Below are 26,248 nucleotides of genomic sequence, written 5' to 3' on the forward strand. Positions count from 1 at the left end.
TGATTTTCTAGAGGATTCATAAAAGTGATTTATGTTTAATAAAAAACTTATATTTCAAAAACTTTAATCAATAATATATGAACATTTATTGTCATATCCCTGATAATTGTAGCAGTTCTCTATTCTCTAGTTACTCTGGTCTTGACGAACCTTATCCACTATACCATGTTGAATATTGATCATGAAACTGGCTTTGGAAGTGAGAAACGCTACCTTAATTTCAGATATCCTTTGTTATACCCAATCGCTAAGAAGAAAATAGAGAAGTACAAGTCTAAGCGGTATGCATAAAAAACAGCCGTACATTTATTTTGTACGACTGACTTTAAAAAACAGACACTATCATTCTCACAGGTGGTTTTGACTCTCTTAGATGTAGTATTCCTAAATTAGACGTTATTGAGGTAAAGAAATACAACTAATGCTAGTGGACGTAGTGGCCAACACCATTTTCATCAAAGTGATAGCTAACCGTAAATTGTCTCATTATAGCTAAAAATTTAAACATAACAGTTTGATTTTTAACCATGGCTCCATCATCGCCATAGAAGTAGCTTTGACCGCCAAAATCAACCATTTTATTCAGGATGGCACGCCCATCTTGTTGGAAATTGTAATCTTTACCATTAATAGTTTGACGCCCAGTTATTGCTTTGCCATCTTTGTCAAAGTAGTATCTAGCGACTCTAGAAGCCCCTCCGTCGCCACTACCGCTTCCAGGAGCTGCGGGCATTCCAAAATGGATAACTTTTTCATAATCTTCTTCTGGAACATATTCTCCGAGTAATAATGTGACGAAACGATTTGTCATCATTTCTCCTGTGAGTTTATCGTAATAATGGATGTGTCCATCAATCTTACGTAATTGACCTTTTACTTGTTTGCCATCTTTATCAAAATAAAGAGAGATACCATCAACCACTTGAGGACCTGTTAAAAATGTCCCATCATTAGTGACATAATAACTATTTCCTAGAGCATCTTTAACAAATGTTTGACGCTTCTCAGTGCTACGAGTTACGATTCCTTCTTGGTCAATAGTTACTAAGATGTCGCCATCTTGATAAGTTTGATTGCGAATAAGTTGACCAGCAGAATCTTGATTATCTTTCTCAGTGAAATGATAGAATTTATTATCAATTTCTTTCCAACCGTAAGTGACTTTTCCACCTGCTTCAGGATCTAGATAATAACGATTATTGTCTTTGTTAAGCCATCCTACTTGAACCTTTCCTTCACCGTTTACATAGTAGGTACCAGTAATTGTTTTATCATCTTGATTATCAGAGTATGTGTTTACAAACTGATTGTAAATTAAATGATAGTTTTGGAGGAAGTAGTCGCCATCTTTTTCATGGATAATGCCATCGAGTGCCCAACCCTTCTCGTTGAAGTAGTAGGTTTGTCCATCTATCGTGTGGAATCCTTTTATAGCCTTTCCATCTGGGCCAAAATAGTAAGTGATATTGACGTACTCATCTATGTCAATATCAGTACCATAAACATTTACGGTTTTCTTCACTCTGGTAGGAATGACAGAAAGCTGATTTGTACGCATTGCTCCATTATCCTTTTCGAAGAAATAAGTGTCTGTACCTATAGTTGTTATTTTTCCTTTCGCTTGGATTCCGTTATCATCAAAATAAACATTTACACCATCTATATTATGAAGTCCAATAAGTTTGTGTCCAAAACCATCGTAATAGGACCAATCATTTCCATTTTCAGAAATGTATTGGTTACGATATGGAGGGAGTTCTTTAACAATACCGTTTTCATCAGCTTCATAAGACTTACCATCAAGCTCGAAGATGGCATTCTTAACCTCTCTACCATTATCCTTATCGAAATAATGTGTTCCTGTATGGTTCCCCCAAATTGATATTAGTTGACCTTTAGCTTGTTTTCCATCAGAATGAAAATAAAGAGAGTAGCCATCGATGATTTGACTGAAGGTAACCATATGTCCATCTTTATCAAAGTAATACCAAAAACCTTCATTATCAGAAATAAAACGATTTTTTACTGCAGCGCCAGATTCATCAAAATAGAATGTACCTCCATGGACATAAATCTTTTTGTCCTTAACCTTTCTTCCGTTGTATGGATCAAAATAGTAAGTCTGTTCTCCGATATTAACTAGCGAACCTTTAATTTGATATCCTCTATCATCAAAATAGAGATCAAAGTTATCAATAGTTTGCGCTCCTTTTACAGCCTTACCATCAGCTCCGAGATAGTACCATCCATAGCCACCATCAGTAACAAATTGGTTCGTTAACTTTCTACCAGAATCTTTGTCAAAGTAGTATGTTTCATTATCCACAGTTACAAAGTTACCCTTTGCTTGGATACCATCCTGGTCAAAGTAAAGAGGAACACCATCCACTGTTTGAAAGCCAGTTAACTTTTGATTATCTTTAATATAGTACCAATTACCATATTCATCAGTTATGAAGTTGCCTCCTGTAATTGAGTTATCTTCTTGTGTTTCAATACTTGAAGCTTCAGAAACATTAGTAGCTCCTTCCAAAGATGCTTCACTTGAAGATGGTACGGTACTATCTTCAGGAAGCGATACTTTCGAGTTGTTGTCGACTGTATAAGTATCGGTTGTCGTAGAATGATTTGTTGATGTTTCAAGAGACGATTCGGACTGGCTAGTAGTCTTTTCATCAATGAAAGTATTCGATGTGTTGATAGCTGATTCTTCAAAAACTATGGAATTTTCTATTGTTTGATTAGTAAGAGGTAATTCCGATTGCTCAGCATAAGCGATATTTCCGGTAGAAGCGATGATTCCAAGTGTTAAGCTTGAAATAGCAATGGTAATCCAATGTTTCTTCACTTTGTGAAGCTTGAAATGAGTTTTGTGTTCCATAATTCTATCCTCCGTTTCTCACTTTTCACCTTAATTTTAACATTTGATTTATATATATTCAAATATTTCTATAATAATTTTTTAATTATTCGGAAGCTGTTATATTGTGAAAAAAATAGTAAAAGTATTGCAAATTTTATCAATTAATTCTTGAAAAACTCAAGTATAAATTACAATTTTTCAGTTTTTATGGAAGAAAGTTCGAAAAATTTAATTTTAAAAGAACCCACAAAAAAACCAAGACTTTCGTCTCGGTTTCATCTCATCTTATGACACGACATGTCCGTCTTTGTCGAAGGTATAGAGTTTACCATCGATGAGGACAGAGCGGTTTGTGTATTTTTCACCTGTTTTAGGGTCGAAATAGTAGGTATAGTTATCGACTGTGACGAAGCGTCCTAGGACTTGTTTGCCTTCAGCGTCGAAGTAGAGGACCTTGCCATCAACTTTTTGGAAGCCGGTCACTTTCTCACCTTTATCATTGTAGTAATAGTTGTCGCCTTTATCGTAGACAATGCGATTGCGATAGGCTGGTTCGCCTTTGCGGTCAGCAACTACACCATTGTCATCAGCGTTATAGGCTCTATCTCCGATGACAAAACGTCCTGTTTCAAGGTTTCCACTAGCTCGGAAGTAGTAGTCCTTGCCATTGATGGTTTGCCAACCGGTAAGAGCAGCTCCGTCGTTGCCATAGTAGCGTGTTGGGTAGTATGGGAAGCGTGGAGAGCCTTCGTAGTTGTATGATTTTGAAAAGGCGTTGCGTGTCATGATACCAGTCAATTGGTCAAATTGGTAAGTCTTACCATTGATTGTGACCTCTGTGCCTTTGGCTTGACGGCCATCTTCATAGAAATAGTAACTGACGCCATCAAAGGTCTTCAAGCCAGTGACTTTTTGACCATTTTCATAGAGATAACTTGTGCCGCTACGATCCGTCTGCAATTGGTCAAAGTGGATGGCTTTTTCTTTTGTCGCATCAATACCCTTGGCATCAAAATTAAAGATTACGCCGTGATAAGTAAGGGCCTTGTTAGTTGTTGCAATGGCAACGTTTGTGGTCACTTTTTGGCCATTTGGTGCTGTGAAGGTCATAGGTGTTGAGTCGAAATGGTAGAGGTGTCCATTAAGAATATCCCATTCGTCAAAAGTTGACCATTGTGATTGGCGGACGTTACTATATTTAGATCCAAGAATCTTACCATCATATTGATAAGGACCTTCTTTGATATTACCGTCGGCATCTGTAACATAGACACCTTCAAGTTCATACGAATTCTCACCAGTACGCTTGAACTCAGGATAGAGACCGTTTGTCAAGAGTTTTCCATCTGGGCTAAAGAGTTGAGAGTTGATAACTCCTGTGTAGAGGTTTCCTTTAGGTGTGTCGTCATCAGAATAGTCGCTACCATAATAACGGTTGCCATCAACTTCAAACCAGCCTGTCTTGAAGGCACCATCATTGCCAGCGTAGTAGATGTTTTCAGAGAAGTTACCGTAACGCCCAGTAGATTTATCATGGTAGAAGGCATTACGAAGGACAGCACCAGTGTCTTTGTTGGCAAAGTAGTAGTTATCACCTAGGTTGAAAATACTTCCTCGGACTTGTTGGCCCTTATCGTTGAAGTAGTAGAGGTCCTTGTTAATGGTTTGGAAACCAGTGACCTTTTTACCATTAGCATCGTAGTAGTACCATTCTTGATCAGTACCTTTAACAAATTGATTTCGATTTGTGGTTTGGTCAGCTTTAGTAGTCGCCACACCATTGCTATCAAAATTATAGACCGTACCGTTTAAGGTAAGTGAACGATTGACCCACTTGTCACCTGTATTTGGATCGAAGTAGTAGGTTTTGCCGCCGATAGTAACCAGTTGTCCCTTGGCTTGGACACCATATTCGTGGAAATAAAGGTTCTGTCCGTTAATGGTTTGGAAACCAGACACGGCTTTACCATCAGCTCCGAAGTAGTACCAAGAGTTGTCTTTATTGATAAATTGGTTAGTTACTGGATTTCCATTATCTTTATCGAAATAGTAGATATCGTTACCGTAGTAAAGGAAGTCCCCTTTGACTTGTTGACCATTGTCATTGAAGTAGTGAAGGCTACCGTCTACTGTTTGAAAGCCATGAAGCGCTTTACCATCTTTACCAAAGTAATACCAATTCCCTTTATCGTCAGAAACATAACGGTTGGTTACCATAATACCAGTCTTAGGGTCAAAGTAATACTGTTGTCCGTTCAGGTTTTGAACACTTGTCTTGTAGTGAGCTTGGCTACGGTCTAGAAATTCGGTTTGGAAACCAAATGGGGCTGAGAAGCCTTTAGTTGCCTTGAAGTCATTGATGTAATACCAGTTTCCAGCATTATCCGAAACAAAGACAAAATTAGGTTGATTACCAGTAGCATCAAAGTAGTAAAGATTTCCATTTTCAGTGATGAAGTCATCTTTGACCATCTTGCCATCTTTGTCGAAGTAGTAAAAGCCAAAGTATTTATGGTTGACGTTGTTAAGAGCTTGGAAACCTGTTACGCGACGTCCATTGTCTTTATCGAAATAGTAGCTATCACCATTAATAGTGACGATTTCGTTTTTAGCTTGTCGACCATCTTCGTGGAAGTAGAGGTTAAAGCCATCGATATTCTGAGCACCAGTGACGGGTTTCCCATCTTTGCCGAGGTAATACCAGTTGTGGTTGTTGTCTTCAATAAACTGGTTGCGTTTGTTCGTTTCAGGTAGAACTGCTGTCAAACGACCTTGGGCATCAGCATTGTAGGCTTGACCATCGATGTTGATAGAGGTATTGGTTACCTTACGTCCATTGGCTTTGTCATAGTAGAAAGATTGTCCATTTTCTGTGATAATCTCACCCTTGGCTTGCTTGCCATCCTCGTGAAAATAAAGGTCGAAATGGTCAACGTTTTGGGCACCTGTCAGATTTTTCCCATCTTTGAGATAGTACCAGTTGCCCTCAGCATCGCTCTTGAATTGACCGCCAGAAACGACAGTAGTTTCAACAGACTCCGGTGCTTGACTGTTTACTTCGGTGACTGTGCTAGCTGTTTCTGAAGTTGAGGTAGCGGTTCTCGTTTCGCCACTAGACAAATTGTAAGTGCTACTTGCTTGGTCTTCCTTAAGGACTGGCTGCTTATCAGTTGTGACAGTAGCAGTTGTATCAGTTGCCTTATTGGTTGCGACTTGATCAGCTTTTGTCGTAGCTACAGTTGTTTCTGTGACGAAAAGATCAGGATCTTGGCTGACGCTCTCAGGTGTGCTTGCTGAGGTGACTTGATTCGCAGCTTGTTCGTCGGCAGAGACACCAACTCCAATCAATGAGGCACCAAGTGCTAAACCAGATACGGCAATGGTAACCCATTGTTTTTTCACTTTATGAAGTTTAAAATGAACTTTATTTTCCATAAAAGTTCCCCTTTTCCTTTTTAATGACCCCATTCTAACATCTTTCATTAGAAGAATCAAACGCATTCATAAGATTTTCATATTTTTTCTAAAAATTGAAAATTCTTTCGAGATCAGGATTTTAGTTACAAAAATGAATGCTAAAGAACCACTTTAGCAAGCTCCTTTTAATCGAGATGTATGGAAAATTAAAAAGTAAGCACTGGAAGTCCCCATCTTCAACATAGCATTCACTAATAAAAGTATAAAAATACAGAAAAAGGCCCATTTAGACCAAGAAATATGGTATAATAGTTCGGTATTTCGCAAAAAATGGAGTATAAAAATGAGTATTTTTCGTAAAAAGGATGTCGGTCTCGCTCAGACTGAGATGAAACGACATCTGACCCTTAGGGATGTGGTCCTTCTGGGAATCGGTGCCATGGTTGGTACAGGAATCTTTACGATTACTGGTACCGCGGCATCGACTCTGGCTGGTCCTGCCCTGATTATTTCGGTCTTGATTTCAGCCGTGTGTGTTGGTATGTCAGCAATTTTCTTTGCTGAGTTTGCCTCACGTTATCCATCAGCCGGTGGTGTTTATGGTTATCTCTATGCTGTCTGGGGGGAGTATCCTGCCTGGATGGGTGGCTGGTTGACCATGATTGTCTTTATGAATGCCGTATCCAGTGTTGCCTCTGGTTGGGGTGCCTACCTCAAGGGGCTACTAGCTAGCTTTGGTCTTAAGTTGCCTCAAGCCATCAGTGGACCTTTCAATCCCAGTCAAGGCACTTACATAGACCTCCTGCCAGTCTTGGTCTTGGTCTTGGTGACGGCTCTTCTTCTCATGAATTCCAAGCAGGCCCTTCGTTTGAATTCCCTCTTGGTAGTGCTCAAATTTTCAGCCTTAGCGGTCTTTGTCTTAGTGGGTCTCTTCCATTTGAATCCTAGCAACTGGGCAGATTTTGCACCATTTGGCTTTGGACAAATTTATGGAGGAAAGACAGGAATTATGGCGGGTGCTTCCCTCATGTTCTTTGGTTTCCTTGGTTTCGAGTCTATCTCTATGACAGTAGACGAGATTAAAGAGCCGCAAAAGAACGTTCCTCGAGGTATCGTTCTTGCCTTGATTATCGTAGCTTCACTTTATGCAGTGGTTTCGCTGGTCTTGACAGGAGTTGTTCACTATACCAAGTTGAATGTTGATGATGCTGTGGCTTATGCCCTTCGCTATATCGGTATTTCTTGGGCAGCCAACTACGTATCAGTGGTTGCTATTATGACCTTGATTACGGTATGTATCTCAATGGCCTATGCCCTTAGCCGTATGGTTTATAGCCTGGCGCGTGATGGTTTCCTTCCTCAAACCTTCCAAAAGGTTTCAAAGACTAATAAGGTTCCACATCATGCGACGCTTTTGACAGGCGTTTTGTCAGCTATCTCAGCAGGTATCTTCTCTTTGGCCAATATGGCATCCTTGGTTAACATTGCGACCTTGGCTTACTTGGTCCTCTTGGCTATTGCCCTCATTATTCTTCGTAAGGACAAGGGCTTGCCACAGAAGGATGAGTTTAAGGTTCCATTTGTTCCTGTCTTGCCCATTATTTCAATTATCGTCTGCCTCTCCTTTATGAGTCAGTACAGTTGGCAGACATGGTTAACCTTTGGTTTGGCAGTGCTAATTGGGTCAGCGATCTATGCCTTTTACGGTTACAAACATTCTAAGTATTAAGATGAAAACGTTAGGTCTGATGATCTAGCGTTTTTTGATATAATGGAAGGAGAGTAAAAGCAGGAGTAGATTGATGAAATCAGACCAGATGTGGCAAGCCTATAAGATTTTAAATCAGACAATCGGAGATAAGATTGATGCCTGGGCCTTTGGCGTGGAAGCAGATTATTTGGCAGAACTCGTATTGATGGGGCAAAAGACAGCAACCAGTTCAGCTTTTGACTTGTATGCAGTGGGGAATGAACCATTGCCCAAGGAAAATGAACTGAGCGTCATTCTTGATAGTAAGGAGAATGCTATTTGTATTATTGAAACGACGAAAGTTGAGGTCGTCCCATTTAAAGAGGTTTCTAAAGACCATGCTTACAAGGAAGGTGAAGGAGACCGTGGGCTAACCTATTGGCAAGAGATTCATGAGAATCTCTTTAGCAATTGGTTGGAAGAGGTTGGATTACATTTTAGTCAGGACAGTCTAGTTGTTTTAGAAGAATTTAGAGTAGTCTATCCTAGAGATTGAAAGTTCCCAATATCTTGGGGACTTTTTTTACTTTAAGGAAAGATTAACCTTTCTTTAAGTCTTGTCTTAGGTTTCTTGTGTTTAATAGAGGCATCTCAAAAGTAAGTAAGAGGTAGAACATATGACATACAAACATAGCAAACAAACACAAGAACGTTATGCCATTAAGAAATCATCAAAATGGAAAACAGCAGGTTCAGTCCTGGTAGCAAGCTTAATCTTTGGTAGCTCAGTTGTCTTAAATGACAGCAAGGTTTCAGCAGACGAGACAAACACTGAATCAACACTCTCAACGGTTTCAACAGGTGAAACCACTGCTGATTTAATTGAAGAAAGTACTCAGACCGACAATACATCAGAAACTACTGAAACAAGCACAGAATCGGCTACAAGTACTTCAACTGCGGCTTCAACTTCAGACACTGATTCGTCAACAATAAGTACAACAAGTACGATAGAGGACACGACTGCTACATCAACAAGCAGTGAAACATCTGATCATTCAAGTACTTCCGCAACTCCAGAAGCAAGTTCTTCTGAAACTGCTGAAAGCACAACTAGTGAAACCTCAGCATCTGAAACGAACAATGCAGACGAAAACACTAGCTCTAATACAAGCTCAAGCACCACTGAAGCCACTGCATCAGAAACGGCTTCTGTTCTAACTAACAATTCTTCTGATACTGCTTCTGAGGCAACAACAACTGAGTCTAACGGCACTGATTCAGAAAGCACGACGACCACGATTACCTTTAATGGGACAACTGTTGTAACGAGTGATAGTAGCACAGTAACAGTTGATGGCACTACCGTTACCATTAATCAATCCGGATCATACACTTTGACCGGAAATGGTTCAAGCTATACCATTATTGTGTCAGGTAGCGTGACAGATCCAGTTACAATCTACTTGGATGGTGTGACCTTGACAGATTCATCAATCACTTCCAATTCTTCAGCAGAATTGACTGTTAATGTCCTTTCAGACAGTTCTATTTCTTCGACGTCTGCTAATGCGATTGAAGCCGCTGGTGCCTTAACAATCACGAGTGGTACTGGAAGCACCCTTACCCTTTCATGCACTGAAAAGCATGCGATTAAGGCTGACAGTGTAACGGTTGACTCTGTAACACTTGATTTGACTTCTGAGGCAAAGGATGGTATCAATGCGACGACAGCTGTAACTATTAAAAATGCCACAGTCAACATCACAGCAACTGATGACGGTATTAATGCCACTGAGTGGACGACCAAGGACAGCGCTGATACTTCAAGCTTAACCAATTCGACTTCTGACTTGGAAAATGAAGTGGGCATCAATATTGACGGTGCAACGGTAACTATCTTGGCAGATGGTGATGGTATCGACAGTAACGGCAATGTGACAGTGAAAAGTGGTTCTCTCTACGTCGCTCAGACAAGTGCAGATAATGCTGCTATCGACTACGATGGAACAGGTATTATTTCTGGCGGTACCGTTTGGGCCATAGGTAACCAAGGAATGGCTCAGGCCTTTACAACGGGTTCAAGCCAGTCTTATATCATGGCCAACATCTCTGGTAGTGCTGGAGATACCATCACAGTTACAGATAGTTCTGGAAATGTTGTAGCGACCACGACAGCAACAACTTCATTTGGAAATGTGGTCTTTAGTACCGAGAGTCTAACTTCGGGTGAAACCTATACCATTACGACATCAAGTGGTGCTAGTGTGACTGCAACAGCTACTGAAGAAGGCACAAACAATGGTCCTGGTGCTGGTGGCATGAGTGGGTTCCCAGGCGGTGGCTTTGGAAATGGCTCAGTGCCTGATAACTTTGGAGGCTACGGTGGACCGACTAGCTATGGCGGAAGCTCTATCAATACCGGAAGCGTTAACACAGCATGGGGCCAATCTGCTTCGACAAGTTCTGAGAATACAACTAGCACAAGTAGTACAAGTTCAACAAGCCAGACGGCTAATACTGGACGTCCAACCCCACCAAACTTTGCTAGTCAAACAAGTAGCTCAAACTCTATAAATATGAGCCCTACGACAAGTAACAGTGGTAATCAACCAGCTACCAATGATCCAGCAATGACAGCGACAAACACAGCTTTATCAAATCAAAATACGCCAACATCAAATCCTTCAAGCTCTGAAGGAGCATCGCTTAAATCAAATACCTCTCTTGCTAACCAGCCTACAAAAGAGCAATCGACACAAACAATGACTAATGCGACAAGCAGTGCCCAACAACAAGCTCAAGAGACTGCTGAGAAATTGAATAAGATTCTTACTCAAAATCAAACTTCTGAAGCAGCAAAAGGTCAGACAAGAGAAGTTTCAAGTCAAAAGGAAAATGTAAGCTCAGTCGTACAAACTAATCTTGCTCAGAAACAAAATACCCAAACAAGCTCTAAGGCTAATCAGTCATCTAAAAGTTCACAAAGCAATCAAACAAGTAAATCAAGTCTACCAAATACTGGTGATGTGAGCAGTTTGGGACTAGGTGCATTAGGGGCTGTACTTATGACAACATCATTTGCAATTAAAGGAAGCAAGCATTCTCGTAAGTAATTCTAGTTAAGAACATAAAGAAAAACAGAAGCCCTCTTCAAAAAAGGAAAAGAGCTTCTGTTTATTTATTATTATTTTTTAGAAAAAGCATTTTTAAGGCCTTCAACAGCACCTTCAACGCCTTCTTTAACATCTTCGATACCGTCTTTTGCTTTTGCTACCACTTTTTCAACAGCACCTTCGACTTCAGTCTTTTTGTCGCCAGTCAGTTTACCAGCACCCTCTTTAAGAGCGCCTTTAGCTTGATTCAATTTATCTTCGATTCCCATAGTAGAACCTCCTTTTTATGATGAGACCATTGTAGACAATATTAAACGGTAATGCAAGTGATTTGTTTAATAAGTAACGACATTAATGTTTCCTTTATCGTATTCAGCAATAAAGATATCCGAAACGTTTTCATATCCTAATTTTTGAAGCTCTTCATTTAACCAATCTTCCGTTTTACCAATAGTATCAAGAATTTCTGTTTGAATGACCCCATCAGTAATGATTGGATATTTTGGATTTTCATCGCCAGAACGGACCACAATCAATTGGCCGTTCTGTTCAATAACTGCACGTTTAACCTCTTTGAGTTGAAAAATTCCTTGAGAACGTAATTTTAAAGCGACATCAGAAGCTGAAAGTCCTATAGAGCGACAAGCTTCAGGATCTAGTTGACCCTGTTTGATGATGAGAGTTGGTTTACCGTCAATCAAATGTTTGATGAAGCGAATATTGGTGATGAGCCATTTAAGAAGTAAGATCAAAATAGTCCAAATAATCAGGATAACAAAGTACTGAAGGATGGAAACGGTACTATTATAAATTGTACCACCGATGATTCCACCAAGAACAAAGTTCTGTACTTGGTCAGCAGCTGAGCTAGGTGCTAGGTTTCCTTTACCTGTTAAATTGATAACAAAGACGAGTGAAATAAGCCCCAAAGCTAGTTTAATTGCAACAGCAAGATAAAAAGATGTCATTTTTTAACCTCCACGAGTTCAACATCAGACTTGTAAAGTTTTATTTGTTCTATCAAGTAGCTGTCAGGTTCTGAACCTGAGATGGCACGATAGTATTTGTTTCCAACTTTGAGGATAGCATCATCTGTAGTAGTAGAAGTATTGACATAAACTTTACTCTTATCAACGTCGAGATTTTTAGACACAATCTCGATAAAGTGAAGAGATGCTCTAAATTGGTCATTGTTTGATTGATTGCTTTGGAAATTACTGATAGCAATTAGAACCACGGCAACTAAGGTTAAAATAGAAATAATAGAGAGTTCACGAAACTTAGTATCATGGCGTTCTTTGAAGGCCTTAAAAGCAAATACGCCGGTCACTAAAATAAGTCCTGCAGTAATGGCAACCATAACCCAGTTTTGTTGGCTAATCTGACTTAGCACATAGTCGTAGGAATAGAATTTCATTGAGAGATTTCCTTTCATAATATCTCTAGTATTATTATTATAGGTTAAAAAGTCTTTAAATTCAATCAGTCTATCCGAAAAATGAAGGAATGAGTAGGATTCTTAAAGGAAATTTGCTATTGAAATGACTTGCAGCCATTAAGCCAAAATCTTGTGATTTCTTTAAGGACTTTGTTGATATTTTCACAAATTATGCTTATAATTGAGGTAATCAACAATCAGAACTTGCCTAAATTTTTCGAGAATCAGAAGTCTGGTAACTTAAAGAGATTGGTTATTTTATGTAAGACTTCACTGTTAATCTCTAAGAGAGTCAACACCTTTTCTTGAATTCCAAAAAATGTTAAGGCCTCTCGTTCCTCGAAAAAGGAGTAATTATGTCTGAACCATTATTTTTACAATCTGTTATGCAAGAAAAAATCTGGGGCGGTACGCATTTGCGTGATGTCTTTGGCTACGACATTCCAAGCGACCATGTCGGAGAGTACTGGGCTATTTCTGCTCACCCAAATGGTGTTTCTACTATTAAGAATGGTCGTTATGCCGGTCAAACTTTAGATGTTCTTTATGCAGAGCACCGTGAGTTGTTTGGCAATCGTCAAGAACCTGTCTTCCCACTTTTGACTAAGATTTTGGATGCTAATGATTGGCTTAGTGTGCAGGTTCATCCAGATGATGCTTATGGACTTGAACATGAAGGTGAACTTGGTAAAACAGAGTGTTGGTATATCATTGCTGCTGAACCAGGTGCTGAAATTATTTATGGCCACAATGCCAAATCAAAAGAAGAACTGCGTCAGCAAATTGAAAGTAAGGATTGGGAAAATCTTATGACTAAGGTTCCAGTTAAAGCAGGTGATTTCTTCTATGTGCCAAGTGGTACCATGCATGCTATTGGTGCAGGTATCATGGTTCTTGAAACGCAACAATCTAGTGATACGACCTACCGTGTTTATGATTTTGATCGTAAAGATGATCAAGGTAACCTGCGTGAACTCCATCTTGAAAAATCTATCGATGTGCTTAGTATCGGTGAACCTGCCAACAGTCGTCCAGTCACAACAAAAGTAGATGACCTCAAATCAACGCTCTTAGTAGCAAGTGATTTCTTCGCCGTTTATAAATGGGAAATCTCAGGTAAGGCTGATTTTGAAAAGACTGCTGATTACAGTTTGTTTAGTGTACTTGACGGTCAAGGAAGCCTCTTAGTCGATGATCAAGAATACCCAATTGCAAAAGGCAGCCACTTTATTCTTCCTAGCGATGTTGAAGCATGGCAAATTGAGGGAGAGCTTGAATTGATTGTCAGTCACCCATAATCAAAATATCAAACTAGACGAGATGAGAATCTTGTCTAGTTTTTTCGTACAAGGATACAGAAAATTTGCAATTTTAAAAACCTTTGTAAATACGTTTCAATAGCTTGAAGTTCCAAACTAATCATGTCATACTAAATAAGTTGACTAAAATTATAATAAACAAGTTGTGTCTATTTGGGGCATAAGATCTTGTTTGTTTTAGATTGGAGAAACTTATGTTAAAAAAGGGAAGCCTTACAGCTTTATTGTTGTTTGGTATGTTCTTTGGAGCGGGAAATCTGACCTTTCCCCCTCAGTTAGGCTTTGAATCTGGAGGTCATTTTTGGCCAGCCATTGCCGGCTTTCTCCTATCAGGTGTTGGTATTGCCATCCTAACACTGGTTATCGGGACTTTAAATCCTAAGGGTTACATTCATGAGATTTCTCAAAAAATCTCGCCTAAGTTTGCCCTAGTCTATTTGGCAGTACTTTATCTGTCCATTGGTCCTTTCTTTGCCATTCCTAGAACGGCCGCCACCGCCTTTTCAATTGGCTTCTCTCCTTTGATTGGAAGTGGACATACTAGCCTTTGGCTCTTTGTCTTTACCGTAATCTACTTTGCTCTAGCACTTTGGATTGCCATGAATCCATCTAAAATTCTAGATAGTATTGGACGTATATTAACGCCTATCTTTGCCATCATGATTGTTGTCGTTATCGTGGCAGGAGCATTTAAATATGGTGGTCACAATCCTCAGGATGCAAGTCAAGCCTATCAGGCTTCTGCTTTTGGTAAAGGCTTCTTGGAAGGATACAACACCTTGGATGCCTTGGCTTCTGTGGCCTTCAGTGTAGTAGCAGTAGTCACACTCAACCAATTAGGCTTCAAGTCTAAAAAAGAGTATATCTCAACGATTTGGGTCGTTGGTTTCGTAGTTACTATCCTCTTTGGTGCTCTGTATTTGGGATTAGCCTTTTTGGGGAATCATTTCCCACTCCAAGTGGCGGGATTACCAAAAGATGCCAATATTGGTGCAAGTGTCTTGTCACAAGCCACACAAGCCATCTTTGGACCAGCGGCTCAGATTTTCTTAGCTATCATGGTGACAGTGACTTGCTTCACAACAACCGCAGGGCTTATTGTTGCGACTGGGGAATTCTTCCACAAGGCATTTCCGAAAGTATCTTACAAGGCTTACGCCATTATCTTTACCTTGATTGGGTTTGCGATTGCCAACTTGGGACTTAACAATATCATTGCTTTCTCAGTACCAGTGCTTTTGATTCTCTACCCAATTACTATCACGATTGTCATGATTGTGATTGCCAACAAGTTCGTGGCCTTGTCTAAACCTGGTATGCAAGTGACAGTTGCAGTAGTCACGCTGATTGCCTTGCTTAGTGTAATTGGAAGCCAGTTTAAACTTGCGGGACTCAATGCCCTTATTAACTTCCTCCCATTATCAGGAGTATCACTGCCATGGTTGATACCAGCCATCTTGTGTATTCTTTTGTCTCTCATCTTACCTGATAAGATTAAGAGCGAAAGCTTCGAAATGGAATAAAAATAATATCCTATCACATAATATGTGGTGGGATTTTTTTGTCTCTCCAAGTCGCCATAAGTGCGCAATCTTCTCAAAAGCGTTACACTTAAGGCGTGGAGATGCAAGTATCTATTGAAGGGAGTGTTAAAAATGTCAAATCCTAATAATCATACTATTTATCTTGCTGGTGGCTGTTTCTGGGGTGTTGAGGAGTATTTCTCTCGTGTGTCAGGTGTGCTTGATGCGGTTTCGGGTTATGCTAATGGGCGTAATGAGACGACTCGCTATGAACTTATTGGTCAGACGGGCCACGCTGAAACTGTTCAAGTGACCTACGATACGAACAAGGTGTCATTGCGAGAGATTTTGCTACATTACTTCCGTATCATCAACCCTCTAAGCAAAAATAAACAGGGCAATGATGTGGGTAGTCAGTACCGTACGGGTGTTTACTATACCGATGAAAATGACTTGCCAATTATCGAGCAAGTTTTCCAAGAAATGACTGAGCAATACGGTCAGCCTTTGGCAGTTGAATTGTTGCCTCTGAAGCACTTTATTCCTGCAGAGGATTACCATCAAGATTATCTCAAGAAGAATCCTAATGGCTACTGTCATATCAATGTCCATCAGGCAGCTAGTCCGGTCATTGATGCCAGTGCTTATCACAAGCCAAATCAGGAGGAGCTTAAGGAAAGCTTGAGTCCAGAAGCCTATACTGTAACTCAGGAGAATGGAACGGAACGGGCCTTTACAAGTCCTCTTTGGAATCAATTTGAGCCTGGAATTTACGTTGACGTGGTGACTGGCGAGCCACTCTTTTCATCCAAGGATAAGTTTGATTCAGCCTGTGGCTGGCCGAGTTTCTCTCGCCCCATTAGTCCTGAGGTAGCCAATTACAAAGAAGACCATTCTCACAATATGGAACGCATTGAGGTCCGTAGTCGTGTGGGTGATTCTCATCTTGGCCATGTCTTTCCAGATGGTCCAAGTGACAAGGGTGGTTTACGCTATTGTATCAATGGCGTAGCGACACGATTTGTGCCTAAAGCCGATATGGAAAAAGAAGGTTACGCCTACTTACTTGACCAAGTAGACTGATTATTCACTAGTATTAAGAGATTTTCTAGCAGAAGCTTATCATAAAATAAGAGGTTGGTACTGCTTGCTACCAGCCTCTTTTGCCTGTAAAAGAAATTATTGAAAGCCCTTTAAAGCTAACATAACATGTGACCTAACCGTTCAGGACAAAAAAGTGACCTTTCATTACATTTTTTAACAATTTAGGCAAAATTGTTTTACGTTTCAAATAAAAAAATAGTACACTATAATAGTGAGAAATCTGACAAGTGTAAATGTGTCCTTCTCCTTGGCTTTTGCTGGTTTTGGCGTCTGTAAACATTATTGTACTTTGTGTAATAATGAGTCTTCCCAACCTCCCAATATGATTTTATATGTCTTAACTTACCAAAACAAGACTAGCAAGAGAATACTAAGATATTTCCTTAAGAAGTAATGACAGCGCTTGTTAGATTTTGTGATAACATTCAGATAGTCCTAAGGACTATGTTATTGTGCTAAACCTTTTTGACGGAGATTATTATGGAATGGATGAATAAACTAATCATATTAATAGCCATTTGTGTCTTGTGGTTCTGGTCTTTTCTTTTACTTCCTAAAACAGGGGAGAAAGTAGTTTATCTTTATCATTTCCTAGCTCTGTGTGGTTTAGTCATGATTTATTTTGCCCTAGTTGATCCAGCTGGTCTCTGTGATACTTTTTTCAATATTAAACATCTATGTTTTCATTAATGAATCCAGTTTGGTAATAGGTCAGGAAAATCTGAATCTAATTAATCACTCATCAAAAGAAGCTTTCTGTGTATTGATAACAGTTTATCTGTTTTCAATATGCAGGAGTTTTTTTTTTCTGTATTATCGAGATTTGGACATAGAAAAAGCAGTCGGAAAAAACTGCTTCAGGTGTGTTACTGTTGTGATTCGTATCGTTTGACGATTCTATTTAAGCGCCATTGGTAACAAAGTCCACTGACGATAAGACTGGCAATCAGGCCAATCCAGTAACTATATGGACCCAGTCCAGCGACTTTTTCAAGAAGGTAGCCAACAGGGAAAGTCATGCCCCAGTATGACAAGACACCGAGATAGAAAGGGACTTTGGTGTCCTTATAGCCACGCAGAATTCCTTGAAGTGGAGCCGCAAAGACATCCGCCACTTGAAAGAAGAGGCTATAGGTCATGAAAACGGCCGTCATTCTCAAAAACTCAGGTTCATGGCCGTAGAGTTCTGCTAAATCATAGCGCAAGAAATAGAGGAAGAACAAGGTAAAACCAGCAAAACCTAAGGCAGTTAGACGTCCTAGCTTGCTATAGCTCTTGACCGCATCCATGCGTTTAGCTCCAAATTCGTAAGAAATAATGATAGCCATTGCACTGGAAACACTGAGAGGAAAGGCATACATGAGGTTTGAGAAATTCATGGCCGCCTGATGACTGGCAATGACTAGGGATGGATACTTGGCCATAACTAGACCAACGCCTGAGAAGATGGCGACTTCCGCAAAGACGGTCCCCCCAATTGGAAGCCCTAGTTTCAGTGCGTCAAGCAGAGCCTCTTTATCAAGAGGTTGAATCCTTTCGATGTGGTAGGGTTTAACCTTCTTATGCTTTCTGATAACTGCGATGGAAATAAGGAGAAGGGCCCAGTAAGCCAATGAAGTTCCCAGACCTGCTCCGGCTCCCCCCAACTCTGGCAGATTAGCGATGCCATAGATGAGGAGGAAATTGAAGAAACCATTTAGTGGTAGAAGCAAAAGCATGAGGTACATGGACAGGCGCGTGAGGCCAAGCGCATCAAGAAAGGAGCGCACCACGCTAAAGAGCAGAAGGGGAATAATCCCAAGGCTCAAAAAGCGTAGGTAACCAAGAGCCACCTTTCTGACCACAGGTTCCAAACCTAAGTGGCCCAGAACTAAGGGGGCCCCCAGAAAAACAAGGGCAAAGAGAATCAGTGATAGCCCTAAAGCCATATAGAGAAATTGGTAGAAATCAGGTGCCACTCGGTCCTTGCGACCTGCCCCTAGATGGTGACCGATAATCGGAACCAAGGCAGAGACAATACCTGTTAAGAAGGTGAAAAAAGGACTCCATAAACTCGTTGCCATGGCTACCCCCGCCAAGTGTAGGGTATCGTATTGACCAGTCATGGTAGTGTCCACAAAGGCTGCCGAAAAGTTGGCAAACTGATAGATCAGTATGGGCACAAAAATCTTGAAGAAAACAAGAAATCGCTCACGGAGAGAATGTGTTTCGTGCATTCTGTTTTCCTTTCTAAATTTTTCAAATTATATAATCATTGTACAACTGTTATCCAATAAAGTCTATAATTGACGGAAAGTTCGGTCCCATTCTCTCAAATTATCGTCATCTCCCATAAAAGCCAAGTAGTGGAGAATTTCTTTATGTATAGTCTTTCCCATATTCTTATCGATAAATTTATAAAGGTATGCGGCTTTTAGTTCTTTAAGATAGAGTTTTTGTAACATGAAATAGTCTGGTAATTGAATAGTTTTTAGTTCGTTTATATAGTAGTCACTATCTTCTTGATTTCCGTAAAGAATGATTTGGAAAATACAACGACTGATAACTTCTAAAGTGATTCGATCTAAATTATTTCTAGGATTTTTATTGAGTATTGATAGGAATTCCTTAATGTAGATTTTTAGCGCATCTTCTGTGAAGATATCCTTTACCATATTCAGTAAATTAATATCGAGAAGTGTCCAAATATCAATAGAAAAGAAGTAGTTTTGAAGTTCTGTAGCAATATCTTGGTTAACTGACCGGTTTGGAAGTTTTGAAACCTGACAGTCAATACAAAGACTAATCAGATAATCACTATAATTGGTTTCTCCTAAAATGCGAAACTTTTCTGCGACTTGCTCCAGTGCTTCAAAGTCTAGATGATTTGAGGCTTGATTGAATTGATTAGCAAGTTTTATGTAGGTTTCGTCCACAAGATATTCTTGTTCGAAAAATTCATTATATTCGACTTTTAGATGTTTTAAAAGTTTGAAAAGAGTATCATTTGAGAGTGATGTTTTGTTATTTTCAAAGTCTGAAAGACTCGCTACAGATCCAGCTACTTGAGCGAGTCTCTGAATAGTGTATTTTCTCTGTTTTCGAATCTGTTTAAATTTTTGACCTTGTTCCATATAAAATTACCTTATCGGATTTCCGAAATTTCAATAGTTGATACTATTAGTAAACTAAAATAATAGTATCAAATGGAAGGAGGTAAAAGCAATGATTATTGAAAAAATAAATCAGTTGCTATTTCATAATGGTGGTTAATTTTTTTAAGCTACTTCCTAAAAAGGACATTATACTTTATATCATTTTTGCACTTCTTTATTCCTGTCAAGGAATTGTTATTCCTGTAATTATCCAGATGGCAGGTCATATAGATAGTAGTGATAGTCGGGATTTAATAGTTTTTACATTTTCGAGTATCTCTCTTTGGGTGGTTGTGTACGCTTTTATGTATATAGAGAATATTCTGCTTCGTTCTATTATTAGAGCGTTTAATGTGAGCCTATCAGAAAATATTTTAAAGAATCATGCTGTCTTTCCTAAAAACATCTCCGATTCTGAGCTTTGCTCACTCTTGACACAAGATCTTGGAATTGTAGACCAGGAGTTCCTCCAATCTTTTCTTATCTCGCCAGTGTGGGGTGCCTCTGTCCTAGTATCTGTAATTTATCTGCTCAAACAAAATCTTATTGTGGGTAGTCTTTTTACTGTAGGTGCCTTTCTGATGATTTTGCCTCAGTTTATATTTAAGAGAAAGTTAAAAGAGTCAGGAGAATTACTAAGTAGCTCAAAAGAGAAAAATTTAAGAGCTATTACAGACTTTGGTAAAGGGATTGAAACGATTATTTGCAACCAAGCAGAAAAAGAGAATGTAAAGCAAACTCTCATAACCCTTAGTGAGATGGAGACGACACAATTTAAGTATTATACACTTCAGAATTTAGTTATGTTTTGGACAGGACCTCTGAAAGCTGTCGGCTTGATTGGACCATTTGTGATTGGTCTTGTCATGAAACAAAATTCAATTACTACACTTATTGCTATGATGTCTGCTTCAACATATCTTATTAACCCCTTACAACAGATTCTGGAGGCTATTGCAAGTATTCAATCAAGTCAAGTGATAAAAGATAAATTATTGACATTTGGAAGTGAGTCAGAAATTCCTTCAAAAGGGCTTCACATACATACTTTAGAAGAAATTCAGTTAAAAAACGTCACTAAATCTTATGATAATCAAGAGATTTTTCGAGATGTTACGGTTACTTTTTCATTGTCTCAGCATAATCTTATAGTTGGTGATAGTGGTATTGGAAAAACAACACTTTTTAGGTTAATATCAGGGCAAGATAAGGCATATAGTGGGAAAATCATTTTTAAAAGCATTGATGGAAGGGAGCTGACTCCAAATTTAGATAATATTGCAATTATTCATCAAAATCCCTATGTCTTTCATACAAGTGTGCGACATAATCTAACTCTTTATCAAGATTATTCTGACTCATTGCTCATTTCAACACTAAAAAAAGTTGGACTATGGGAGGCTTGTTGTCATCAATTGGACTATGAATTAACTGGAGATAACTTTTCAGGTGGTCAAATCATAAAACTTGAGATTGCACGTGCTATTTTGAGGGAAAAGCAGGTTTTACTTGCGGATGAGATGATGGCTTCTTTAGATGCAGCAAGTTCAAAAGAAATAAGTAATGTCTTGAAACAGTTACCTAATAGTATTATAGAAATTGCCCATCATTACAAACTGGAAGATTATGATGCTGTCTATAGAATTGAAAATAAGTCAATCGTAAGAATTAAATAGCAAGAGCTACATTCAGTAAAGCAAGACAGAGTAGTTGCTTAGTCTTTTCTTTTGCTTTACAACTTGAATATTTTAATTTCAAAGAAAACACCTAAGTCAAGTGACTCAGGTGTTCTTATGTTATTTTTCTTTTTTCTTATGGTTCAAAATGGCATTGAGGACGATGGCAAGCAAGCTTGCAACGACGATACCGTTTGAGAAGAACATTTGGAAAGCATTTGGTAGGCTGTTGAAGAGGTTGCTGCCGTTAAGACCAACCCCTGCAGCGATTGATACCGCAGCAATCAAGAAGTTGTGTTCGTTGTTGGCGAAATCAACACGTGCCAAGATTTGCATACCTTGGATAGAAACAAAACCGAACATGACAAGCATAGCGCCACCAAGGACTGGGCTTGGGATGATTTGCGCTAAGGCACCAAACTTAGGAAGGAGTCCAAGAAGAACAAGGAAACCAGCTGCATAGTAGATTGGCAAGCGAGTCTTGATACCTGACAATTTCACAAGACCAACGTTTTGTGAAAAACCAGTGTATGGGAAGGTGTTGAAGAGTCCACCAAGGAGAACAGCCAAACCTTCAGCGCGGTAACCGTTACGAAGGCGAGTGCTATCGAGTGGTTCTTTGGTAATATCAGAGAGGGCCAAGTAAACCCCAGTTGATTCAACCATAGACACTGTAGCGATAATACACATCATGATGATTGATGACAACTCAAACTTAGGCATTCCGAAGTAGAATGGTGTTGGCACGTGGACAATAGGTGCCGCAGCCACTGGTGAGAAGTCAACCAAGCCCATGCTTGCTGCGATAGCAGTACCGACAATCAAACCAATCAAGATTGAGATGGATTTGATAAATCCTTTAGTGAAAATATTAATCAAAAGGATGATGAGAACGGTGATAGCTGCAAGGAAGAGGCTTTAACCAGTTGGTTTATCAACGTTGTTCCCCATATTTCCGATAGCCACAGGGATGAGGGTCAAACCAATAGTAGTGATGACAGATCCCGTAACGATAGAAGGGAAGAGATTGGCCACTTTTGAAAAGACGCCAGAAACGAGGATAACATAAATCCCTGAAACGATAAGGGCACCAAACATAGCACCGCTACCGTGTTTCTCACCAATCATAATAAGTGGTGCTACTGACTGGAAGGCAACCCCAAGAACAACTGGAAGACCGATACCGAAGTATTTATTAAGTTGAAGTTGGAGGAAGGTTGCTACACCACACATGAAAATGTCGGTTGAAATCAAGTAGGTTAATTCATGAGCTGAATACCCTAAGGCTCCAGCAATCATGATTGGAACCAGGATTGATCCCGAGTACATGGCAAGTAGGTGTTGCAGTCCTAGGACCGCCGCCTGCGAATGTTTCTCTTTGTTTTGCATTAGATGTCTGCCTCCTTAAATACGACCTGACCATTTTCAAAACGATCCAAACGAGCAAGTGAAACAACTGGGTAGCCAGCTTCTTCCAGAAGGGCACGACCATCTTGGAAAGATTTCTCAATAACGATACCGACCGCTTCGACGTGTGCGCCAGCTTCTTCGATGATTTGAATCAAGCCTTTGGCAGCTTGGCCGTTAGCTAGGAAGTCATCAACGATGAGAACCTTATCTTCAGGAGTGAGGAACTTGCTTGCGATAGAGACAGTGCTAGTCACCTGCTTAGTGAAGGAGTAAACCTCAGCAGTGAGGATCCCTTCATTCATGGTGATATTTTTAGCCTTCTTAGCAAAGATCATAGGGACATCCAAAGCCTCAGCAGCATAGAGGGCTGGAGCAATACCAGATGCCTCGATAGTCACCACCTTGGTGATGCCTGCATCCTTGAACTTTTCAGCAAAGACCTTTCCAATCTCACGCATGAGATCAAAGTCCACTTGGTGAGTAAGGAAAGAGTCAACTTTGAGGATGTTCTCCCCAAGGACATTCCCATCTTTGAGAATGCGGTCTTCCAGTAATTTCATATTACCTCCTATAAAAAAATAAAACTAAAGTGTATTTTGATTTTCTCAGATTCCATTGAGACTCTGACAAAGATCAAAACAATCGAATAACAGAAAAAGGCCTGCAAAGCAAGCCTTTAAAATCATAAAAAGACGGTAAAATCTTTTGATGACTTTATGACTTACTTATTGTTAGGTGTTACGGCACCTTGTAGAAACGTCACGCCAATTCGTGACATAAATAAGTAATCTTCTCATTGTTCGATGAAGCTGTCGTTGGTTGATGATAAACCAACATCAACTCTATTATAATACTATATTTTCTTTGAAGACTCAAAGGATTTTTCCTATGAAAACGCACTATTTTAAAAGTTGGAAAATTTAATCTAACATTATTGTAAGATTTGCTGAGAATGGTCGTTTCTTGGGGTATTTATTGTTATAATAGTGGGAAATGAAAGAGGTTGAGTTATGCATAAGATTTTATTAGTGGAGGACGACGAGGTTATCCGTCAACAAGTCAAAAAAATGCTAGAACAGTGGGGTTACGAAGTTGTTCTTGTTGAAGATTTCATGGAAGTATTATCTATTTTTGTAAAAGTAGAGCCCCACTTGGTTCTTATGGACATTGGTTTACCTCTATTTAATGGTTATCATTGGTGTCAGGAAATTCGTAAGGTCTCCAAGGTGCCTATTATGTTCTTGTCTTCCAGGGATCAGGCCATGGATATCGTTATGGCAATCAATATGGGTGGGGACGATTTTGTGACTAAACCCTTTGACCAAAATGTTCTCTTGGCAAAAATTCAAGGGCTTTTGCGCCGATCTTATGAGTTTGGAAAGGATCAGAGTCTTTTGGAATATATGGGTGTGATTATGAACCTTAAGGCCATGGATCTGGTTTATCAGGGAGAAGTCGTTTCTTTGACCAAGAACGAGTTTCAGATTTTACAAGTTCTCTTCGACCATGCTGGAAATATCGTTAGTCGGGAAGACCTTATGAAGGAGCTTTGGAACAGTGACTTCTTTATTGATGATAATACCCTGTCTGTCAATGTGGCACGTTTACGTAAGAAGTTAGAGGCAGTTGGTTTGAAGGATTTTATTGAAACCAAGAAAGGTGTCGGTTACGGGTTGCGTCATGATGGATAAGCGTCAATTTATCAAATATCAGATTAGGTCTCGTCTACCTTTCTATCTTTTGTTTATTTTTAATGGAATCATCTTGGTTTTGTTTGCCTTTTTATTTGAAGAGGCAGCAGATATTCTTCATTATGCCTTGACCATACTGACATTTGTGGCTATCATCATAGTTATTTGGGACTTGGTTAGCTCTTATCAGTCTTATAACTTAGCCTATCTCTATGAGAAAATGACACCATCAAGTCCTTTAGAGTTTTATCTAGCTCAGGCCTTGGAAAATGCTAAGGAGAGTCAAATGGTTCAGACTGAGGAGGAGCGCAAGCGCTATACAGATTTGATGGACTACTATACTCTTTGGGTGCATCAAATCAAGACGCCAATAGCAGCCAGTCAATTATTGTTAGGGGATGTTACAGATAGTAAAACGAGGGCTCTCTTGGAGCAAGAGGTCTTCAAGATTGATGCCTACACCAATCTGGTCTTGCAGTATTTACGTTTGGAAAACTTTCATGATGATTTGCAGTTGAGGCAGGTTGCATTAGCCCCCTTAGTTAAAGAAGTTGTTAAAAAGCATAGCATTTTCTTTATTCAAAAAGGATTAACTATTAATCTACATGACTTGGATGTTGAGGTCGTTACAGATGAAAAATGGCTCTTGGTTATCGTAGAGCAGGTCTTATCAAATAGTTTGAAGTACACAAAGAGTGGTGGTATTGATATTTACTTCAAAGATAATAGGCTTTATCTTAAAGATTCTGGGATTGGTATCAAGGATAGTGATATTTTACGTGTCTTTGAGCGTGGTTTTTCAGGTTACAATGGCCGCTTAACTCAGCAGTCGTCTGGACTGGGACTCTATCTTTCTAAGAAAATTGCTGATCAGCTTGGACATGATATTAGTATTAGTTCCCAAGTAGGTCAAGGAACCACAGTTTCCATTCATTTTCAAAAGCAGAAGTTGGCTATTGATTAATAACTTACAAAAGTGTAAGAAATAAGGCTAGAAATGAAAGCAAGGGTTATGGTTAAGACCTTGCTTTTTCTATAAAATGGTATCAGAAGTTAAGTAAGAGGTTCCTAAAATCTCTTCCATATCTATTAAATAAAGGAGCTTATTATGACATTACTAGATGTTCAACATGTTAAAAAAATCTATAAAACACGTTTCAAAGGAAATCAGGTTGAAGCCCTTAAAGATATCCATTTTACGGTTGATAAAGGTGACTATGTTGCAATCATGGGTGAGTCCGGGTCAGGAAAATCAACCTTGCTTAATATCCTTGCCATGCTTGATAAACCAACAGCAGGGCGTGTCTATCTGAATGGTATGGACACAGCAACCATCAAAAACAAGGATGCTTCTAGCTTCCGTCGTGAAAGATTAGGGTTTGTTTTCCAGGATTTCAATCTCTTGGATACCCTATCCGTTAAAGATAATATCCTGCTACCTTTGGTTCTTTCTCGTCGCCCACTTAAGCAAATGATGACACAAGTAGAGGCAATCAGTCGTCAACTGGGAATTCATTCCTTACTGGAGAAGTACCCTTATGAAATTTCAGGTGGCCAAAAGCAAAGGGTTGCGGTTGCGCGTGCAATCATCACAAAACCAGAAATACTCTTAGCAGATGAGCCAACAGGTGCCTTGGATTCCAAATCTTCAGCGGCGCTATTAGATGTCTTTGATGCTATTAATGCCAGCGGTCAGACCATTCTCATGGTAACTCACTCGACAGCGGCCGCCAGTCGAGCGCAGCGTGTTTTGTTTATCAAGGATGGTATTCTTTATAATCAAATCTTCAAAGGGGATAAGTCTGAACATCAAATGTTCCAGGAAATTTCCGATACACTAACTGCAATGGCAAGTGAGGTGAACTAA

Annotated in this window: 18 protein-coding genes, 1 pseudogene and 1 riboswitch; of the genes and pseudogenes, 10 read left to right on the plus strand and 9 right to left on the minus strand. The window is 39.5% G+C overall.

Annotated features, from left to right (window positions below; translation table 11 throughout):
* Nucleotides 1-424 precede the first annotated feature (424 nt).
* Together HMPREF3112_RS03615 and HMPREF3112_RS03620 are read right to left on the minus strand one after the other, a co-directional pair.
* Nucleotides 425-2,881, minus strand: coding sequence for a KxYKxGKxW signal peptide domain-containing protein (locus tag HMPREF3112_RS03615; protein ID WP_004182290.1), 2,457 nt, complete (start codon nucleotides 2,879-2,881; stop codon nucleotides 425-427).
* A 267-nt stretch (nucleotides 2,882-3,148) separates the two neighbouring features.
* Nucleotides 3,149-6,298: a KxYKxGKxW signal peptide domain-containing protein gene (locus HMPREF3112_RS03620; RefSeq protein WP_070438134.1), complete on the minus strand. Its 3,150-nt coding sequence runs from the start codon at nucleotides 6,296-6,298 to the stop codon at nucleotides 3,149-3,151.
* Nucleotides 6,299-6,623: 325 nt separating this feature from the next.
* Here HMPREF3112_RS03620 and HMPREF3112_RS03625 point away from each other — a divergent pair, with 325 nt between their 5' ends.
* The 3 genes from HMPREF3112_RS03625 to HMPREF3112_RS03635 all read left to right on the plus strand — a co-directional run bounded on the left by HMPREF3112_RS03625 (nucleotide 6,624) and on the right by HMPREF3112_RS03635 (nucleotide 11,086).
* The gene (locus HMPREF3112_RS03625) at nucleotides 6,624-8,009 is read left to right on the plus strand and encodes an amino acid permease (RefSeq protein WP_002891257.1); all 1,386 of its coding nucleotides are present in this window, start codon (nucleotides 6,624-6,626) and stop codon (nucleotides 8,007-8,009) included.
* A 73-nt stretch (nucleotides 8,010-8,082) separates the two neighbouring features.
* Nucleotides 8,083-8,526: an ASCH domain-containing protein gene (locus HMPREF3112_RS03630; RefSeq protein WP_070438137.1), complete on the plus strand. Its 444-nt coding sequence runs from the start codon at nucleotides 8,083-8,085 to the stop codon at nucleotides 8,524-8,526.
* A 121-nt stretch (nucleotides 8,527-8,647) separates the two neighbouring features.
* Nucleotides 8,648-11,086, plus strand: coding sequence for a carbohydrate-binding domain-containing protein (locus HMPREF3112_RS03635; protein ID WP_070438140.1), 2,439 nt, complete (start codon nucleotides 8,648-8,650; stop codon nucleotides 11,084-11,086).
* A 71-nt stretch (nucleotides 11,087-11,157) separates the two neighbouring features.
* On the opposite strand, the gene HMPREF3112_RS03640 is transcribed toward HMPREF3112_RS03635, so the two are convergent.
* The 3 genes from HMPREF3112_RS03640 to HMPREF3112_RS03650 all read right to left on the minus strand — a co-directional run bounded on the left by HMPREF3112_RS03640 (nucleotide 11,158) and on the right by HMPREF3112_RS03650 (nucleotide 12,503).
* A complete protein-coding gene (locus tag HMPREF3112_RS03640; protein ID WP_008534959.1) occupies nucleotides 11,158-11,355 on the minus strand; it encodes a CsbD family protein in 198 nt (65 codons plus the stop codon).
* A gap of 66 nt (nucleotides 11,356-11,421) precedes the next feature.
* Complete coding sequence (locus tag HMPREF3112_RS03645) at nucleotides 11,422-12,054, minus strand: DUF421 domain-containing protein (RefSeq protein ID WP_070438143.1); 633 nt, start codon at nucleotides 12,052-12,054, stop codon at nucleotides 11,422-11,424.
* Nucleotides 12,051-12,503, minus strand: a complete 453-nt coding sequence (locus HMPREF3112_RS03650; protein ID WP_070438146.1) for a DUF3290 family protein — start codon at nucleotides 12,501-12,503, stop codon at nucleotides 12,051-12,053. The genes HMPREF3112_RS03645 and HMPREF3112_RS03650 overlap by 4 nt, the downstream gene beginning before the upstream one ends.
* 377 nt (nucleotides 12,504-12,880) lie before the next feature.
* On the opposite strand from HMPREF3112_RS03650, the gene manA reads away from it, so the two are divergent.
* The 3 genes from manA (at nucleotide 12,881) to msrB (ending at nucleotide 16,449) form a co-directional block, all read left to right on the plus strand.
* On the plus strand, nucleotides 12,881-13,822 hold the full coding sequence (manA, locus tag HMPREF3112_RS03655) for a mannose-6-phosphate isomerase, class I (RefSeq protein WP_021143948.1): 942 nt from the start codon (nucleotides 12,881-12,883) through the stop codon (nucleotides 13,820-13,822).
* 215 nt (nucleotides 13,823-14,037) lie between these two features.
* Complete coding sequence (gene brnQ / locus HMPREF3112_RS03660) at nucleotides 14,038-15,366, plus strand: branched-chain amino acid transport system II carrier protein (protein WP_070438149.1); 1,329 nt, start codon at nucleotides 14,038-14,040, stop codon at nucleotides 15,364-15,366.
* 132 nt (nucleotides 15,367-15,498) lie between these two features.
* Nucleotides 15,499-16,449, plus strand: a complete 951-nt coding sequence (gene msrB, locus HMPREF3112_RS03665) for a peptide-methionine (R)-S-oxide reductase MsrB (RefSeq protein ID WP_070438152.1) — start codon at nucleotides 15,499-15,501, stop codon at nucleotides 16,447-16,449.
* 887 nt (nucleotides 16,450-17,336) lie between these two features.
* On the opposite strand, the gene HMPREF3112_RS03675 is transcribed toward msrB, so the two are convergent.
* A complete protein-coding gene (locus tag HMPREF3112_RS03675; RefSeq protein WP_070438155.1) occupies nucleotides 17,337-18,686 on the minus strand; it encodes an MATE family efflux transporter in 1,350 nt (449 codons plus the stop codon).
* Between the two features lie 63 nt (nucleotides 18,687-18,749).
* Nucleotides 18,750-19,583 carry a helix-turn-helix domain-containing protein gene (locus tag HMPREF3112_RS03680; protein WP_070438158.1) on the minus strand — a complete coding sequence of 278 codons (834 nt, stop codon included), beginning with the start codon at nucleotides 19,581-19,583 and terminating at the stop codon, nucleotides 18,750-18,752.
* A gap of 128 nt (nucleotides 19,584-19,711) precedes the next feature.
* Between HMPREF3112_RS03680 and HMPREF3112_RS03685 the strand changes: the two genes are divergently transcribed.
* On the plus strand, nucleotides 19,712-21,280 hold the full coding sequence (locus HMPREF3112_RS03685; RefSeq protein WP_070438161.1) for an ATP-binding cassette domain-containing protein: 1,569 nt from the start codon (nucleotides 19,712-19,714) through the stop codon (nucleotides 21,278-21,280).
* Between the two features lie 120 nt (nucleotides 21,281-21,400).
* Here the strand turns inward: HMPREF3112_RS03685 and HMPREF3112_RS10915 are convergent.
* Both HMPREF3112_RS10915 and HMPREF3112_RS03700 read right to left on the minus strand, forming a co-directional pair.
* Nucleotides 21,401-22,669: pseudogene (locus HMPREF3112_RS10915) on the minus strand (nucleobase:cation symporter-2 family protein).
* Nucleotides 22,669-23,250: a xanthine phosphoribosyltransferase gene (locus tag HMPREF3112_RS03700; protein ID WP_004182304.1), complete on the minus strand. Its 582-nt coding sequence runs from the start codon at nucleotides 23,248-23,250 to the stop codon at nucleotides 22,669-22,671. The pseudogene HMPREF3112_RS10915 and the gene HMPREF3112_RS03700 overlap by 1 nt, the downstream one beginning before the upstream one ends.
* Before the next feature lie 148 nt (nucleotides 23,251-23,398).
* Nucleotides 23,399-23,494: riboswitch (purine riboswitch) on the minus strand.
* Nucleotides 23,495-23,700: 206 nt separating this feature from the next.
* Here HMPREF3112_RS03700 and HMPREF3112_RS03705 point away from each other — a divergent pair.
* From HMPREF3112_RS03705 to HMPREF3112_RS03715, 3 genes are all read left to right on the plus strand, one after another.
* Nucleotides 23,701-24,381, plus strand: coding sequence for a response regulator transcription factor (locus HMPREF3112_RS03705; RefSeq protein ID WP_048675379.1), 681 nt, complete (start codon nucleotides 23,701-23,703; stop codon nucleotides 24,379-24,381).
* Nucleotides 24,371-25,345, plus strand: coding sequence for a sensor histidine kinase (locus HMPREF3112_RS03710; RefSeq protein ID WP_141738649.1), 975 nt, complete (start codon nucleotides 24,371-24,373; stop codon nucleotides 25,343-25,345). Before HMPREF3112_RS03705 ends, HMPREF3112_RS03710 begins: the two co-directional genes overlap by 11 nt.
* Nucleotides 25,346-25,489: 144 nt before the next feature.
* Nucleotides 25,490-26,248, plus strand: a complete 759-nt coding sequence (locus tag HMPREF3112_RS03715) for an ABC transporter ATP-binding protein (protein ID WP_070438166.1) — start codon at nucleotides 25,490-25,492, stop codon at nucleotides 26,246-26,248.

The organism is Streptococcus sp. HMSC10E12, assembly GCF_001807855.1.
Classification (GTDB): Bacteria; Bacillota; Bacilli; order Lactobacillales; family Streptococcaceae; genus Streptococcus; species Streptococcus salivarius.

Excerpts from the sequence above, each read along its gene's own strand:
- HMPREF3112_RS03700 (WP_004182304.1), bottom strand. The coding sequence starts at position 23,250 with ATGAAATTACTGGAAGACCGCATTCTCAAAGATGGGAATGTCCTTGGG.
- HMPREF3112_RS03625 (WP_002891257.1), top strand. The coding sequence starts at position 6,624 with ATGAGTATTTTTCGTAAAAAGGATGTCGGTCTCGCTCAGACTGAGATG.
- HMPREF3112_RS03680 (WP_070438158.1), bottom strand. The coding sequence starts at position 19,583 with ATGGAACAAGGTCAAAAATTTAAACAGATTCGAAAACAGAGAAAATAC.
- HMPREF3112_RS03715 (WP_070438166.1), top strand. The coding sequence starts at position 25,490 with ATGACATTACTAGATGTTCAACATGTTAAAAAAATCTATAAAACACGT.
- HMPREF3112_RS03710 (WP_141738649.1), top strand. The coding sequence starts at position 24,371 with ATGATGGATAAGCGTCAATTTATCAAATATCAGATTAGGTCTCGTCTA.
- msrB (WP_070438152.1), top strand. The coding sequence starts at position 15,499 with ATGTCAAATCCTAATAATCATACTATTTATCTTGCTGGTGGCTGTTTC.
- manA (WP_021143948.1), top strand. The coding sequence starts at position 12,881 with ATGTCTGAACCATTATTTTTACAATCTGTTATGCAAGAAAAAATCTGG.
- brnQ (WP_070438149.1), top strand. The coding sequence starts at position 14,038 with ATGTTAAAAAAGGGAAGCCTTACAGCTTTATTGTTGTTTGGTATGTTC.
- HMPREF3112_RS03640 (WP_008534959.1), bottom strand. The coding sequence starts at position 11,355 with ATGGGAATCGAAGATAAATTGAATCAAGCTAAAGGCGCTCTTAAAGAG.
- HMPREF3112_RS03675 (WP_070438155.1), bottom strand. The coding sequence starts at position 18,686 with ATGCACGAAACACATTCTCTCCGTGAGCGATTTCTTGTTTTCTTCAAG.
- HMPREF3112_RS03635 (WP_070438140.1), top strand. The coding sequence starts at position 8,648 with ATGACATACAAACATAGCAAACAAACACAAGAACGTTATGCCATTAAG.
- HMPREF3112_RS03630 (WP_070438137.1), top strand. The coding sequence starts at position 8,083 with ATGAAATCAGACCAGATGTGGCAAGCCTATAAGATTTTAAATCAGACA.
- HMPREF3112_RS03615 (WP_004182290.1), bottom strand. The coding sequence starts at position 2,881 with ATGGAACACAAAACTCATTTCAAGCTTCACAAAGTGAAGAAACATTGG.
- HMPREF3112_RS03620 (WP_070438134.1), bottom strand. The coding sequence starts at position 6,298 with ATGGAAAATAAAGTTCATTTTAAACTTCATAAAGTGAAAAAACAATGG.
- HMPREF3112_RS03685 (WP_070438161.1), top strand. The coding sequence starts at position 19,712 with ATGGTGGTTAATTTTTTTAAGCTACTTCCTAAAAAGGACATTATACTT.
- HMPREF3112_RS03705 (WP_048675379.1), top strand. The coding sequence starts at position 23,701 with ATGCATAAGATTTTATTAGTGGAGGACGACGAGGTTATCCGTCAACAA.
- HMPREF3112_RS03645 (WP_070438143.1), bottom strand. The coding sequence starts at position 12,054 with ATGACATCTTTTTATCTTGCTGTTGCAATTAAACTAGCTTTGGGGCTT.
- HMPREF3112_RS03650 (WP_070438146.1), bottom strand. The coding sequence starts at position 12,503 with ATGAAATTCTATTCCTACGACTATGTGCTAAGTCAGATTAGCCAACAA.